12 protein-coding genes are annotated in these 15,579 nt (G+C 59.1%); 7 read left to right on the top strand and 5 right to left on the bottom strand.

The window, feature by feature from the left end:
• Nucleotides 1-3: 3 nt before the first annotated feature.
• The 3 genes from VGK48_08645 to VGK48_08655 all read left to right on the top strand — a co-directional run bounded on the left by VGK48_08645 (nucleotide 4) and on the right by VGK48_08655 (nucleotide 4,408).
• Nucleotides 4-777, top strand: coding sequence for a glucose 1-dehydrogenase (locus VGK48_08645; GenBank protein HEY2381238.1), 774 nt, complete (start codon nucleotides 4-6; stop codon nucleotides 775-777).
• A complete protein-coding gene (locus tag VGK48_08650; GenBank protein ID HEY2381239.1) occupies nucleotides 774-3,329 on the top strand; it encodes an alpha-glucuronidase family glycosyl hydrolase in 2,556 nt (851 codons plus the stop codon). Before VGK48_08645 ends, VGK48_08650 begins: the two co-directional genes overlap by 4 nt.
• Before the next feature lie 62 nt (nucleotides 3,330-3,391).
• Nucleotides 3,392-4,408, top strand: a complete 1,017-nt coding sequence (locus VGK48_08655) for an aldose epimerase family protein (GenBank protein HEY2381240.1) — start codon at nucleotides 3,392-3,394, stop codon at nucleotides 4,406-4,408.
• Between the two features lie 96 nt (nucleotides 4,409-4,504).
• Here the strand turns inward: VGK48_08655 and xylB are convergent, their stop codons facing one another.
• Together xylB and VGK48_08665 are read right to left on the bottom strand one after the other, a co-directional pair.
• Entirely contained in the window at nucleotides 4,505-5,989 is a 1,485-nt protein-coding gene (gene xylB / locus VGK48_08660; GenBank protein HEY2381241.1) for a xylulokinase, read from the bottom strand.
• Between the two features lie 42 nt (nucleotides 5,990-6,031).
• Nucleotides 6,032-7,270, bottom strand: coding sequence for a TIM barrel protein (locus VGK48_08665; GenBank protein HEY2381242.1), 1,239 nt, complete (start codon nucleotides 7,268-7,270; stop codon nucleotides 6,032-6,034).
• Nucleotides 7,271-7,317: 47 nt separating this feature from the next.
• On the opposite strand from VGK48_08665, the gene VGK48_08670 reads away from it, so the two are divergent.
• From VGK48_08670 to VGK48_08680, 3 genes are all read left to right on the top strand, one after another.
• Complete coding sequence (locus VGK48_08670; protein ID HEY2381243.1) at nucleotides 7,318-7,959, top strand: bifunctional 2-keto-4-hydroxyglutarate aldolase/2-keto-3-deoxy-6-phosphogluconate aldolase; 642 nt, start codon at nucleotides 7,318-7,320, stop codon at nucleotides 7,957-7,959.
• Entirely contained in the window at nucleotides 7,956-8,930 is a 975-nt protein-coding gene (locus VGK48_08675) for a sugar kinase (protein ID HEY2381244.1), read from the top strand. The genes VGK48_08670 and VGK48_08675 overlap by 4 nt, the downstream gene beginning before the upstream one ends.
• 176 nt (nucleotides 8,931-9,106) lie before the next feature.
• Nucleotides 9,107-11,125: a pyrroloquinoline quinone-dependent dehydrogenase gene (locus tag VGK48_08680; GenBank protein HEY2381245.1), complete on the top strand. Its 2,019-nt coding sequence runs from the start codon at nucleotides 9,107-9,109 to the stop codon at nucleotides 11,123-11,125.
• Between the two features lie 63 nt (nucleotides 11,126-11,188).
• Here the strand turns inward: VGK48_08680 and VGK48_08685 are convergent, their stop codons facing one another.
• Nucleotides 11,189-11,428: a hypothetical protein gene (locus VGK48_08685; GenBank protein HEY2381246.1), complete on the bottom strand. Its 240-nt coding sequence runs from the start codon at nucleotides 11,426-11,428 to the stop codon at nucleotides 11,189-11,191.
• 226 nt (nucleotides 11,429-11,654) lie between these two features.
• On the opposite strand from VGK48_08685, the gene VGK48_08690 reads away from it, so the two are divergent.
• Entirely contained in the window at nucleotides 11,655-13,937 is a 2,283-nt protein-coding gene (locus VGK48_08690) for a GNAT family N-acetyltransferase (GenBank protein ID HEY2381247.1), read from the top strand.
• Nucleotides 13,938-13,959: 22 nt separating this feature from the next.
• Here VGK48_08690 and VGK48_08695 read toward each other — a convergent pair whose 3' ends face one another.
• On the bottom strand, nucleotides 13,960-15,036 hold the full coding sequence (locus VGK48_08695; GenBank protein ID HEY2381248.1) for an ornithine cyclodeaminase family protein: 1,077 nt from the start codon (nucleotides 15,034-15,036) through the stop codon (nucleotides 13,960-13,962).
• Nucleotides 15,033-15,530, bottom strand: coding sequence for a 3-isopropylmalate dehydratase (locus VGK48_08700; GenBank protein ID HEY2381249.1), 498 nt, complete (start codon nucleotides 15,528-15,530; stop codon nucleotides 15,033-15,035). Before VGK48_08700 ends, VGK48_08695 begins: the two co-directional genes overlap by 4 nt.
• Nucleotides 15,531-15,579 lie beyond the last annotated feature (49 nt).

Below are 15,579 nucleotides of genomic sequence, written 5' to 3' on the forward strand. Positions count from 1 at the left end.
GATATGCCGAAAACACTCGACATTTCAAACCGCGTCGCTGTCGTCATCGGGGCGACGTCCGGCATCGGACGGACGCTCGCTCTCGGATTGGCCGAGTACGGCGCCACGGTCGTGCCTTCCGGCAGGCGCGCGGACCGCCTCGAAGAGGTTTGCAAGGCCATCGAGGCCGGCGGAGGAAAAACGCTGGTAAAGCCTGCGGATGTAAATTCCCGCTCTTCGATCGACGCGCTCCGCGATGCGGTGCTGAAACAGTTCGGACGCGTGGACGTGCTCGTGAACGCTGCCGGTTATTCGATGAAACAACCGACAAATGAAGTCTCCGAAGAGAAATGGTCGGCCTTGATGGATACCAACGTGATGGGCGTTCTCCGGGCATGCCAGTCTTTCTATGAGCCGTTGAAAGCCGGCGGACGCGGACGCATCGTCAATATCGGCTCTCTGGGTTCTTTTCTTGCATTCCACGAGGTCGCCGCATACTGTGCTTCCAAGAGCGCCGTGATGTCCTTGACGAAGAATCTGGCCTGCGAATGGGCTAAAGACGGGATCTGCGTGAACGCCATCGTCCCGGGAGTCTTCCCGACCGAACTGAACAGGAAACTCATCGAAGGCACGCCGCGCGGAAACGAGATGCTCGCGCGGACGCCGATGGGCCGGTTCGGAAACGCCGAAGAACTGGTCGGGGCCGCCGTCCTTCTGAGCTCGGATGCCGCCAGTTTCATCACCGGCGAGTCGATCGCCGTGGACGGCGGCTATCTCGCCTCGGGAGTGAACACGTGAGGAACCGCTGGCCGCAGATGACGCGGATGACGCAGATGGGGGCACAAAAAAAGAGCCTTATGCGCCCCCGTCTGCGTCATCCGCGTCATCTGCGGCTATTGCTTTTCTGCTTCGTCTGTTCCATTCCTCTCCACGCCGAGACGGGCTACGACATGTGGCTGCGATATGCGGCTATTGATGGAGCGGCCGCCGCACAATATCGAGGCGCCGTTCCACCAGCCATCGTTTCGCTGGACACTGGCGCACCTGAACAGAGCGCCCAACAGGAACTCATTCGCGGCATCAGCCGCATGCTCGGCCGCACGCTGCGCGTTGAAACCAATCTCTCCACCGAGCCAGCGCTGGTGCTGGGCAAAATCGATGAAATCCGCGGACGGCTCGGCATAACGGCAACGCTTCCCCCGGACGGCTACTGGTTGAAATCCACCACCCTCAACGGAACCCGCCGCATCATTATCGCAGGCGGAAGCGACGCCGGTGTCCTGTACGGCGCTTTCGCTTTTCTCCGCAAGATCGCGTTGGGCCAACCGATCGCCGAACTTGACGAAAAACAGTCCCCTGCTGCGTCTCTTCGCTGGGTGAATCAGTGGGACAACATCAATGGAACGATCGAGCGCGGCTACGGCGGACCTTCCATCTTCTGGGAAGGCGGACATGCCCGCGCCGATCTTTCGCGCGTGAATGACTATGGCCGGATGCTCGCGTCGCTCGGCATCAACGGCTGCTCTATTAATAATGTCAACGCCGATACGCGATTTCTGACTTCCGAGCTTATTCCTCAAGTGGCTCGCATCGCGGATGCATTGAGGCCCTGGGGTGTGAAGGTCGCGCTTGCCGTCGACTTCGGCAGCCCGAAATCCGTCGGGGGTCTCGAGACATTCGATCCACTCGATCCGGCTGTCGCCGCGTGGTGGAAATTCAAGGCCGATGAAATCTACAAGGCCATTCCCGACTTCGGCGGCATTGTGCTGAAGGCCGACTCGGAAGGCCGGGTCGGGCCATCCACTTACGGGCGCACGCACGCCGATGCAGCGAATGTCGTTGCGCGTGCCTTGAAACCCCACGGCGGCGTGATCTTTTACCGCGGATTCGTCTATGACCACCATATGGACTGGCAGAATCCGAAGAACGATCGCGCACGCGCCGCCTACGACAACTTTCACGAGCTTGACGACAAATTCGACGACAACGTCATCGTTCAAATCAAGAACGGTCCGATCGACTTTCAGGTGCGGGAGCCGGCGTCGCCCCTCTTCGGGGGTCTCGATCACACTCGCGAAGCGATCGAATTGCAAATCACCCAGGAATACTTCGGACAGGCGCGTCATCTCGTGTTCCTGCCCACGATGTGGAAAGAGACGCTCGATTTCGATTTACACATCCGTGACGGCCGCACACCCGTGAAGGCTCTGGTGACGGCATTTGTGGGTGTCTCGAATGCCGGGATGGAAGACAGCTGGTACGGCAATCATATGTCGCAGGCGAATCTGTATGGATTCGGCCGGCTGGCGTGGAGTCCGGATATTTCAGCGAAAGAGATCGCCGACGAGTGGACGCGTCTGACGTTCGGCAACGATCCGGTTGTGGACAAGACGGTCGCGGACATTCAGCTGAGCTCCTGGCGGACCTATGAAAACTACACCGGACCGCTGGGTTTGCAGACGCTGACCGATATCGTCGGGAACCATTACGGCGTCGCCGTCGAAGCCTCCGAGCGCAACGGCTGGGGCCAATGGCATAAGGCTGACGCGATGGGCGTCGGCTTCGATCGAACGGTCGCGACCGGCACCGGCTTCCTCGGCCAATTTTCTCCGAGCGTCATGAAGCTGTACGAGTCGATGGAAAGCTGCCCGGACGATCTCGTTCTCTTCATGCATCACGTGCCGTATACGTATCGCCTGCATTCCGGGAAGACGGTGATTCAGTACATCTATGATTCGCACTACGACGGCGCGGATGCCGTAGCGAAGTCCGAGCATGAGTGGAAGTCCCTGAAGGGGCGCGTGGACGAGCAGCGATTCCAGGAAGTGCTGGCGCAGCTTCAATATCAGGCCGGCCAGGCTGTCGTCTGGCGCGATGCCGTCAATGACTGGTTCTTCAAGGAATCCGGAATTGGGGATAAGAAGGGACGTGTCGGAAACCATCCAGGAAGAATCGAAGCCGAGTCGATGAGCTTGAGCGGTTACGCCGCGAAGCCCGTCACGCCTTGGGAGACGGCTTCCGGCGGCACCGCCGTCGAATGCGGCGGCGCAAAATGTTCCGCGACGACGAAGTATGGCGGCGAAACCGGCTGGCGCGACCTCATTGTTCAGTACTTCGACCTGCCGGACGCCGTTTCGCATTTTCAAGTTCGGGTTGGAAATCAGCTGGTGGATGAATGGGCGGCGGCGGACCGTTTGCCCGCGCGCAAACCGGACAGCACGTCGTCGTCGCGGCACATCATCCGCGGATTGATGCTGCATCCGGGCGACGAAGTCCGTATTGACGGAATTCCCGACGGCCGCGAGACCGCAGCGTTCGACTACATCGAAATTGTGCCGGCAGACCAGTGAAAACGTTTTTGTGTTTTTTGTGCCTTTTGTGGCTAATCTCCGGCTGCTCGCAACCTGGCGATATGATCCGTCTTAATAATTCCACCGGCATGGAAGTGCGCGCCATCCCTTACGGCGGGATCATCACCTCGATCCGCGTACCGGACCGCAGCGGTCATGTCGACGACGTCGTCCTCGGATACGACACGATCGATGCCTACGTGAAGAACAACTCTCCGTACATGGGCGCGATCATCGGCCGCTACGGCAACCGCATCGCCAAAGGCATGTTCACGCTCGACGGCCAGGTTTATAAGCTCGCTACAAACGATGGCTCGAATCATCTGCACGGCGGAATGAAGGGGTTCGATAAAGTTGTCTGGCAACCGGAAGAGTTCAAAACTTCCGATGGCAGCGGCGTGATTTTTCGATATACCAGCGCCGACGGCGAAGAAGGCTACCCCGGCAAGCTCACCGTTCGCGTCACATACACGCTGACCGGGCGGAACGAGCTGATCGTCGATTACTTCGCAACCTCCGATAAAGCGACGCCGGTCAATCTCACGCAGCATACCTATTTCAACCTGACGGGCGGCACACGCGACGTTCTCGACCACGTAGTGACGATCGATGCCGATCGGTTCACGCCGACGGATGCCGGCGCGATCCCGACGGGAGTTCTTCAGCCCGTCGATGGAACGCCGTTCGACTTCCGGCAGCCCACTCCGATCGGCGCCAGGATCAACATGGATGACGAACAGCTGCGAAATGGAAAAGGCTACGACCACAACTACGTTGTGAATCGCTCCGGCGACGGCCTGGTTCACGCCGCGCATGTTCTGGAACCAGTGACAGGCCGGGTGCTGGATGTCTCGACGACGGAGCCCGGTGTTCAGTTCTATAGCGGGAATAATCTGGACGGATCGATCACCGGGAAATCGGGACATGTTTACACGAAGCGATTCGGCTTCTGCCTCGAGACGCAGCACTTCCCGGACTCTCCGAACGAGCCGGAGTTCCCTTCCACCGTATTGCGGCCCGGCACGGAGTACCGGTCCCGGACGGTGTTCGCTTTCAGTGTGGACGGCTCGGCGCATTAGATGCGGCGGGCCATAGAAGATGTGAATGAATTGTTGGGCAAGCATATTCCCCTCCTTGGAAAGGAGGGGAATCTATCTGCTCGCCCGACAATTCATTCACACCTTCAGGGCGGAAGCCGTAGCCGGATATAGACTCTGGTAAATCCGGTGCCCTTCGGCATACACCTTCCGCTCTTCCGCTCGCGGTTCGCACGTCCGCACTTCGCGAATCGCGGTTTCGCAAACCTCGCGGACCGAACCATATTCCCCGGTTCCCACCATCGCCAGCAGTGCCGCGCCGTAGGCGGAACCTTCCTGACTCTCGAGCACCGAGACCGGCTTACCGAAAACATCCGCCATCATCTGCTGCCAGAATGGACTTCGCGCCCCGCCGCCGGAGAGCCGCACCGATTCCGCCTTCGCGCCGATCTGCTCGATAATATCGAGGCCATCTTTCTGGCTGTAGGACACGCCTTCGAGCAACGATCGAATGAGATCCGCGCGGGTATGTTTCGCCGTCAAGCCGATCCAGCCGCCACGAGCGGAGGCGTCGAGGTGCGGCGTGCGCTCCCCCATTAAATAAGGAAGCCAGTAGAGGCCTTGCGAGCCGGCGGGAGCAGTGGCCGCCTCTTTCGTAAGGGCGTCATATTCCATGCCCGGCGCCAGATTGTTGCGGAACCACTGCAGACTGAGTCCGGCGCCCTGAGTGACGCCCATCACATGCCAGGCGCCTTCGACGGCGTGACAGAACGTGTGAACCCGGCCGCGGCTATCGTAATTCGGAGATTCGGTGTATGCAAAAACAACGCCCGATGTTCCCAGCGTGCACGACATCCTGCCCGGTTCGACAATACCGTTCCCGACGGCGCTCGCCGCCTGGTCTCCCGCACCCGCGACAACTGGCGTACCTTCGGCCAGTCCCGTCAGAGCGGCGGCGGCGCGCGAAACCTTTCCGCTGACCGCCGCCGATTCGAGTACCGGCGGCAGGATGTTTCGATCGATCCCGATCTTGTCCGCCAGCAGTTCCGACCAACGGCGCTGCACCACATCGAACAATCCGGTTCCGGATGCGTCCGATACATCACCCGCGTATTCGCCCGTCAGTCCGAACCGGACATAGTCCTTCGGCAAAAGGATTTTCCTTACGCGTTCGAAATTCGCCGGTTCGTTATAGCGGACCCATAGAAGCTTCGGCAGCGTGAAGCCGGTGATGGCCGGGTTCGCCGTGCACGCGAGAACCGTGTCCGCACCGGCGAGTTCGTTGATGCCGTCGACCTGTTTCTGGCTGCGCTGATCACACCAGATCAGAGCGGGACGGATGACCTTGTCCGCTGCATCCAGCATTACAAGCCCATGCATCTGCCCGGACAAACCGACGCCGCGCACGGCGCTCCCCGCAAGATTCGATTGCGAAAGAACACCGCGAACCGCTTTTTGGGCGGCATCCGACCAATTATCCGGACGCTGCTCCGCCCATAACGGCCGTTCCATGATCATGTCGTCGTGGGGAGCGGTGAATGCGGAGACAAGAGCTCCGGCTTTGTTGACGAGAACCGCTCGCGTCCCGCCGGTACCGACGTCAATGCCAAGCCAATAAATCATGCTGATTTTCGCGTTCCCCCAAATGTCATTTGGGGACCGCAGTCATCCAAAGTGCGTCCGGCCCCGATGCATGCCCAGCAGCAGCTGCACCAGGCGGTGCGGGATGAGTTCGTGCAGCGTCAGCAGTTCCTTGTTCGCTTCCGCAATCGCTCCGGCATCGCTGCCTGCAGACACGCCGGAACCCGCTTTCAACGCATCTGTTGCTTCGCGAATGATCGGATCCTCGAGCGCCTCGCCGGCAATCTCCCACAGCGTGATAAATCGATCGACGGCGTTGGGGAAACTTACCGCGAACACGCCGTGATTGCTCGTCGTCCGCAGCGGTTTGAAATCCAGGTTGAACGGGCCGTTGAAATTCTTCGAACGAAGCAGCATCAGGACGTTCAACCAGTCGAGCGGATTGACCAAGCCGACGGCGATGTCGACGTCGTGCTTCAGCCGATAACCATCATTGATATCGAAATGCCACAGCTTACCCGCCAGCAGAGCCCGCGCCAGGGCCGCGCGCGGCGCGCCTCCCCACATGAGTTCGTGGAGATACTCCGGGTTCAATCCCACCATGTGCGGATGTTTCAATGCGCCCGAGGCGATAAACCCGAGCATTGCATCGCTGGTGGGCAGCAGAATCTCGGCCTGCGGCTCGAACGGCTTCGCTTCCAGACAGTGTTTGAGTGTGGGCCGTCCCTTTTTCTTTGCGACTTCGATATCGCGGTCGCACGCAGCATTGAGAGCTTCCCCGTACCAGCGAAGGGTCTGAAGCTCGTCGATCGCGCCTTGCGTGAAATAGCCGAGCGATCCCGGCCAGTACACGGCATATCGGGCGCCGAGTTCGTGACCGATGTCGACGGTGTTCCGGACACGGAATGCGGCATATTCCCGCACCTCCGGCGCTTCCGGCGCGGGGCCTGCGGCGAAGACGGCATGATAGAACGTTTCGGTAGTCACCATCGAACACTTGACGCCGTGCTCTTCGAGTGTCCGATGGATTTTCGCGACGATCTCCGCCTGACGGTCGCTGCCGAGCGCTTCCGTGGGAATCACATCGCTGTCATGCGTGCACCAATGCGCGATGCCGATGTTTCCGAACTCCCGAATGACTTCCTCGAAAGTCACGGGCTTGCGGGTCGGCGCCCAGAACAGAGCCTGTCCTTGATATGCCGCCGCCCACTGCGGGCCGCTGATAAAGTACTTGCGGCGCGTCTCCGGACTGTAGCCGCCGCCGCACATTTTCGTAAGACGTTCGACCAGAGATCGTTGTTGATTCGGTGGTACGGGTTGCATGACGAGTAAAATAGTGCACGCTATACGCAAGGAACAAGGGGTAATTCATGTTGAAGCATGATGTCCTGGGGAAGATCCGCGAGTCTGGCCTGATTGCCGTCATACGATCGAATAGCGCGGAGGAAGCCGTATGGATTGCCGACGCGTGCCTCGCGGCAGGCGCCGTGGCCATCGAGATTACCTTTACGGTTCCGAAAGCGCCAAATGCGATTTCCCAGCTCTGCGATCGAGAGGATTCGAAGGATTTCATGGTCGGGGCAGGCACCGTCCTGGATCCGGAAACGGCGCGGCTTGCAATTTTGTCCGGAGCGAAGTTCATTGTCTCCCCCGCTTTGAACATCGAAACCGCCAGGCTCTGCAACCGGTATCAAATTCCGTATATGCCGGGCGCTTGCACAGTCCGGGAGGTTATCGAAGGAATGGAATGCGGGGCGGAGATCGTCAAGGTCTTTCCCGGCGAAGTCACCGGACCGGCATTCGTCAAAGCGGTTAAGGCGGCCTTGCCTCAAGCTTCGCTGGTCCCCAGCGGCGGTGTGACGATCGAGAATGTGAAGGACTGGATCGCGGCAGGCTGCGCCGCTGTCGGCGTCGGCTCCCACCTGACTCGCTCTGCCGCTGCCGGGGATTTTCAATCGATTACCGATTTGGCAAAGCGATTCCTCGAAGAGGTCCGGAAGGCGCGGCGGTGACGGGAACGCGAGTGGTCACGTTCGGTGAATCCCTCTTGCGGCTGACGCCGCCGGGCTTCGAGCGATTTCTGCAGACGCCGCACTTCAACGCCGTCTTCGGCGGTGCGGAAGCGAATGTCGCTGTGGCGTTGTCTTCGTTTGGAATGGATGCCGCCTACGTGACGGTGCTGCCGGAAAACAATCCTATCGCCGATGCGGCGATCGCCGAGTTGCGCCGCTTCGGTGTGGACACTTCGCACATCGTTCGAGGCACGGGACGGCTGGGGACTTACTATCTTGAACTCGGCGCCAATCATCGCGCCGGCCGCGCCGTCTATGACCGGGAACACAGCGCGATGGCGCTGGCAAAGCCGGGCGACATTGCATGGGAAAAAGTATTCGAGGGCGCCGCGTGGTTTCACATTACGGGAATCACGCCGGCGATCAGCGCATCCGCCGCTGATCTCACGCTGGAAGCGATGCGCGCCGCGGGGCAGAGGGGACTAACCATCTCCTTCGATCTGAATTACAGACAAAACCTGTGGAAGTGGGGCAAAACGGCGGGAGAAGTGATGGGCAGCATGATGAAACACGCCGATATCCTGATCGGAAATGAAGAACATCTCCGCCTGGTTCTCGGGCTGTCCGATCCCGTCGTGAATAACGCCTTGACCCGCTATTCGCACCTCAAAGCCGTCGCCGTGAGCCTTCGCGGAAGCAGTTGGTCCGCCTGTTTGAACGATCGCGAACAACTGCTGACGAGCCGGAGCTATGACGTCGCACACAGTGTCGATCGCATCGGCGCCGGAGATGCGTTTGCCGCAGGCCTGATTTACGGCTGGATGAATCTTCCCAACCGCCGGGACGCTCTCGAATTCGCCGCAGCGGCGTGCTGTCTGAAACACTCTATTCCCGGCGATTACTGCCGCGCGACAGCGGAGGAAGTCCGTTCGCTGCTGAGTGATCCGAGTCCCGGACGGATTCACCGCTGACAAGAAAGCAACTCCCTCAAACTTCGTTTAGCCGCAGATGACGCGGATGACGCAGATGGGCCATTAAAGAGCTTTGATGGCCCATCTGCGTCATCCGCGTCATCTGCGGCTAAAACATGGCTGGCAGCGAATTATATGTGTTAGATTCCTGCTACTTCAAACCGAAGAGGACTTCTATGAAGAACGCCTTTGCGAAAATGATTTGTCTGCTCGTCTGCGCGAGTGCGCTGCTGGCACAAAGCGGCGCAAGGAATGGGGAATGGCGGACGTATGGAGCGGATCTCGGCAATACGCACTATTCGCCGCTCGATCAGATCAACGCTTCGAACTTCAACAAGCTTGAGGTCGCATGGCACTTCAGCACGGAAAACCTGGGCCCGCGGCCGGAATTCCAGTTCGAGGGAACGCCGGTGATGGCCAACGGCATCCTTTATTCGACGGCGGGAACGCGGCGTGACGTCGTCGCGCTGGATGCGGCGACCGGCGAGCTTCTCTGGACGCACAGCGAACACGAGGCAGCGCGCGGCTCGAATGCGCCGCGGCAGCTCTCCGGGCGCGGCCTGGCGTACTGGACCGACGGACGCGAAGAGCGGATCCTCTATGTCACTCCGGGATATCGCCTGATCGCGCTTAATGCGAAGACCGGCGTGCCGGTTCCGTCGTTTGGAAAGAACGGGGTTGTCGATCTGAAGCAGGACGACGATCAGGAAATCGATCTCATCAACGGCGAAGTCGGATTGCATGCGGCGCCTGTTGTCGCCAAAGATGTCGTGATCGTCGGAGCTGCGCACAAATCGGGCGGGGTGCCCAAGAGCAAGACCAACGTGAAGGGATATGTCCGCGGCTTCGACGTCAAGACAGGCAAGCGGCTGTGGATTTTCCACACGATTCCGCTACCGAACGAATACGGCGCCGAAACCTGGGAAAACGATTCGGCATCCTACACGGGCAATACGGGCGTCTGGGCACAAATCAGCGTGGATGAAGAGCTGGAAACCGTGTATCTTCCTGTCGAACTTCCCACCGGCGACTACTACGGCGGATATCGTCCAGGCAACGGCCTGTTCGGCGAAAGCCTTGTCGCGGTCGATCTGCACACCGGCAAGCGGAAGTGGCATTACCAGCTTGTGCACCACGGGATCTGGGACATGGATATCCCATGTGCGCCGATCCTCGCGGACATCACAATCAACGGTCAGACGATTAAGGCGGTCGCGCAGCCGACGAAACAGGCGTTCCTGTATGTCTTCGATCGCGTGACCGGCAAACCGATCTGGCCCATCGAAGAGCGGGCGGTCGAGCAGTCGACCGTGCCCGGAGAGAAAACCAGCGCGACGCAACCGTTTCCGACCAAACCGCCCGCATATGACCGGCAGGGCTTTTCCGTCGATGATCTGATCGATTTCACGCCGGAGCTCCACGCCGAAGCACTGAAGATTGCATCGCGTTACAAGATGGGGCCAATCTTCACGCCGCCGGTGGTCAGCAAGATCGAAGGCCCGTTGGGAACCCTGGCAATGGCGGTGAGCAACGGCGGCACGAACTGGCCCGGCGGATCCTACGATCCCGAGACCCACATCCTGTACGTCCCATCTCAAAGGACGATGAATTCTCTCGGTGTGGTTCCCGGCAACCCGAAACTATCCGGAGATTTCGGCTGGATTCAGGGCATTGCCACCAGCGGACCTCGTCTGAGCGGCGGGGCCGGGGCCGATGCCGGCGCCGATCGCGCTCCTGGTGCAGGCGCGGCCGAGACGTCGGGGCTGCTGACCGTTCAGGGATTGCCGCTGATGAAGCCGCCCTACGGACAGATCACTGCCATCGACATGAATAAAGGTGAGATTCTCTGGCACATCGCTCACGGTGAAACGCCCGACAATATCCGCAACAATCCCGCGCTGAAAGGCTTGAATATTCCCCGCACCGGCCGGCCCGGGGCCATCGGAACGCTCGTGACCAAGACGCTCCTGATCGCCGGCGAGGGCGGTGTATTCACCACTCCGAACGGGCAGAAGGGCGCAATGCTCCGGGCTTACGACAAAGCGAGTGGTAAAGACGCCGGCGCCGTCTACATGCCCACGCAACAGAGCGGAACGCCGATGACGTACATGCTCAACGGCAAGCAGTACATTGTGGTTGCGATCGGCGGCAACGGGTATACGGCGGAGTTGAGAGCCTTCCGGCTCCCCAACTAAAAAGAATGGCGGGCAACTCGCGCGCTAAGACGCTGCGCGCGGGTTGCCCCGGCGCGGCACTTCTCATTTTTCGTCTGTATTCGTCACTTCTTCTCGCCGCGCTCGGGTCTCACGCAGCGTTCTTAATCTTCTCAAGACAAGTTGTGAATCGAAATCATTGAGGCGAGATGCCTGGCTGAAGTCCGTTGTGAATTCGTAATCAAAGTAGTTCGAAATGATGCGGACCTTTGTAAGGTACTCGCCGGTCGAGATACGGATGACATAGAAACGCATCTCAGGAAGGCTCAACGAGGCGCTGGTCATTTTTGCCGTTCCTGATCATTTTTCGATTTTATCCCATGATTTACAGTGGGCACTCATGTTCCATTCTACTGGCGACTTACATTCCACATGTGAATTCGGCGTTTCGCACGACTTCCAGGAAGATCGATGTGACTCAGGCCAAACCTCCAGAGCCGAAACAGATTCAAACTGGGAACCCTGCTTGCATTGGTGAACGTCGAGCACTGAGCGAGGAGTGAGCGAGAGAATGAAATCCGCGCGCATCAGAAGGTTAGCCAGTGATGACGTCGTCCAGGTTGCGCGGTTGCACCACAGCCTCTATCGTTCCAACGAAGAATACACGCGGAATATTGACCGCGCCTACAAGCTCTATTTCCATGACGTATATCTGGGGAATCCATGGTACGAGGAACAGTTGAGTCCCCTCGTTTACGAAGAAGCTGACGGAAAAATTACGGGCTTCCTGGGCGTCATGCCGCGGTCCATGCGCATCGGTGGACGCTCTATTCGTGCGGCGATAAGCTCGATGTTCATGGTTGAGCCGAACAGCAGGTCCAGCCTGGCCGCTGTGCAGCTCATGAAAGCGTTCATGTCCGGTCCGCAGGACCTTTCCCTGGCGGATGAGGCGACGGAGCCGGCCCGCAAGCTTTGGGAGAGATTGGGCGGCCATACCTCGGCTTTGAACAGCATCTATTGGACAATACCGTTGCGCCCGGCCGGTTTTCTCAACCTGCGGATATCGCGGCGGGACTGGTTGCGTCCCCTTGCAAAGGCATCATTGCCGTTCTGCAAGACGTTCGACGCGGCTTTGGCCGCCGGCAGGGGATACTTCCATCCTGCCCGGCCACGTTTGCTGGAAAAGAATCTTGACGTACAGACCTTACTTGAATGTGCGAGAACCTTATGGGATTCCCAAAGCCTGCACCCGGAATATCAAGAAAGTTCCCTGCGGTGGCTGCTGGAGACGGGAGAGCATGGAGGGGCCGGCGGCAGACTTGAGAAGCTGGCGGTTCATAGCCCCGAGCATGGGCTGGTTGGCTGGTTCATCTATCACCTCGGCAAGGGCGGGGTGGCCGAACTGCTGCAGATAGGTTTCAAGCAGAACTTTGCCAAGGATGTTCTCGACCACTTAATGTACCGGACCTGGTCGCAGGGCGCTGTCGCAGTCGCAGGACGCATGGATCGTCAGCTCATGCCCCATCTGGCCGGAAACTACGTGATGAACCCGCGTTATTGGATGCTCGTGCATTCCAAAAACCGGGAGTTGATAGACCTCATTGACCGCGGCGAAAATCACTTGAGCCGCCTCGAAGGAGAATGGTGCCTGCAGTTTCACATGGGCAGGTACAAGGGTCCGGCTGCCGGGGAATTCGGAGATCCGCTGCAGCGGCCTCTGGCAACGGCGTCATCGGAGACGGTGACGGCCAAAACCGGGGGAGTGGAAATCGTCGAGTCACTGGCGGAGGAGTGGCGCAGGCTTTGCGAAGAGGGCCGCTGCAACGAGCCGTTTTACCGGCCGGAATGGGTCGCCGCATATATACGAGCTTTTGCGCAGGAAGCCAAAGTTGTAGTCGTTACCGCCAGAGTAGATGGCGAACTGAAGGCGGTTCTACCGCTGATCGAAGAGCGGTCCTACTTCCGCGGGATTCCGATTAAAAGACTTCGCGACGCCGCCAACGCGCACTCCTGCCGCTTCGATATCGTCTGTGCGCCTGGATCCCAAGGTGAGGCCGCGGTTCAGGCAATCTGGAAATTTCTTGCCGAGCGTTCCGGCTGGGACATGATGCAGTTCTCCAGCGTACCGGAAGGAAGCGCGCTTAATTCCTTCGCCCAGGCCGCGAGCAGCGATGCCTTTCCGACGGAGCGAAATGTCTCCATGCGCTCCCCGTATTTACCTCTGACGGGTTTGGGCGAAACGAAGGATCCTCTGGTGTTGCAGAGCAGCGCGAACTTTCGCTCGATTGTCCGCCGTAGAGAACGCCAGTTGAAATCGCAAGGTACCGTGTTGCTGCGCCGGGTGACCAAGGCAGACCCTCAGATGCTCCAGCGGTTTTATGACCTGGAACGGAGCGGATGGAAAGGCGAAGAGGGGACCGCCATCGCGTGCAGTGAACAAACCAGGCAGTTCTATGACGAGATCGCCGCTAACGGGGAACGTTTTGGATATCTGAGCCTGTTCTTCCTCGAATTCGACGGGCATCCGGTTGCCGGCCAGTTCGGCTTAGCTCACGCCGGACGTTATTTCATGCCCAAAATCGGCATTGATGAAAACTATTCCAAGTGCGGACCAGGACATCTGCTGATTCACGAGATCATGCGCAATTGCGCAGAAAACGGAATCCGTGAATATGACTTCACGGGCCCCTGGGCGGAGTACAAGGCGAAATGGACTTCCATCAATCGGTCGCACTTCACGGTGCGGATCTTTAATCGGAGCTTACGAGGAAGAGCATTGCATGTTCTGTTCAGGATGGAGTCGAACGCCAGGAAGCTGGCGCGGCGCTGGCTTCGTCCTGAGAATTCCTCTTGAGGTTCGAGTGGAGCGCGCGATCTTAAGGCGAGACGTCCTCCAGGAACCACTCGGTGGGAAGTTCCCGTCCGAGTCCCATTTCCCGCGCGCGTTTGAGGACCGCGGAACCCAGGGCAGCAAATTGCGTACCCGCGCCGGTGTTGTTGTTGAAGACGGTGATCTGGTCCGCGCTGGTTCGGCCGGAGACCTTTCCGGCGAGCAGATCCTGGATTTCGTGGATCGAGTCCCAGGACTTGATTCCCTTTTGCGCAACTTCCCAGATATCAGGAGACTGGTCGAGCCGGGCGACTTCCTTGGAATGGACGATATAGACATCCGAGCGGCGAATAGTCTCATCGTCGATCTCGCGACGCTTATTGCTGGCATCGGAGCCGCCGATCGACGCGACGTACATTCCCTTCTCGACCCACTGACCGTCGAACACGGCATCCCATGAAGCCGTCGCCGCCTGAATGAAATCGCTTCCTTCGACGGTCTCTCGTGCGGAGGCGGCAGCCACGACTTTCCGGCCCAGCTTCCGCGCCATGTCCGCAGCGAACTTCCGCCGGTGCTCCTCGTTCGGGCTGAACACCTTAATCGTCTCAAAATCAAAGAGGCTGCACAAATACTCGAGATGGGCTCCGGCCTGCCAGCCGCTGCCGAACAAGCCCAGTACTTTCGGCTTTGGCGGCGCCAGATACTTGGCACCGACGGCGCTGAGCGCGGCGACGCGCATCTTCTGGATCACGCCATCCGGCATAATGGCGATCGGCTCGATGCGCTCGATATCGAACAGGATGACGAGACCGCAATAGCGGTTGCCCGTCGCCACCGGCAGAATCCGGCGGCGTTTCACGCCTGCCGTAAAGGAATGACCGGCCATATCGGACGTGATCCGGAGCGCCCAGACACCGGTACCCGGACTGCCGCCCTCCTGCGATTTGAAACGATATTGAAATCCCGGATTCGCTTTCGACTGGACCGGCAAATACACCTGGCTGCGGGGCCGGTTGAACGCGGCGCCTTCGGCCAGCTCGCGATATACGTTCTCCGTCGCCGTGATCGTGCCGGCCGGAGTCAGCGCCTTCTCGACTTCTTCGTTATTGAGGAGCAGCGTCATCGATTCAGGAACTGTCCGGTCTTCAGAAATGGAATGAGACCGCCGGCCTGCAGCATCTGCAGCAGAAATTCCGGCGCGGGTGCGCCTTTGATGGATTTGCCGGTCGTCAGGTTCATCGCGATGCCGTTGGTAATATCGACGCGAATGCGGTCACCGTTGTTCATAAGGTCGTGAATACCGGCAACTTCAAGAATCGGAAGTCCCACCTCGTGGCCATTGCGATAAAACGTCCGTGAAAAACCCTCCGCAACCACCGCAGCCACGCCCGTCGCCTTAATGGCCTTCGGAGCGATCGCGCGGCCCGACGAGCAACCGAAGTTTCGCCCGGCGACGATGATGTCGCCCTTCTGAACCTTCAGAGGAAATTCCGGGTTGAGCGACTCCAGAACGTGCTTCGCCATCTCGGGAAAGCTTTTCCAGACGACGCTGGTGGGCGTGATTTCATCGGTCGGGATGTTGTGTCCGAACTTCCAGCAGATTCCTTCGAATACCACGGCGAGATTTTACATCACCTGTAAACTGTAGCGGGCATGAGACGGCTGA

Source organism: Terriglobia bacterium (assembly GCA_036496425.1).
GTDB lineage: Bacteria > Acidobacteriota > Terriglobia > 20CM-2-55-15 > 20CM-2-55-15 > 20CM-2-55-15.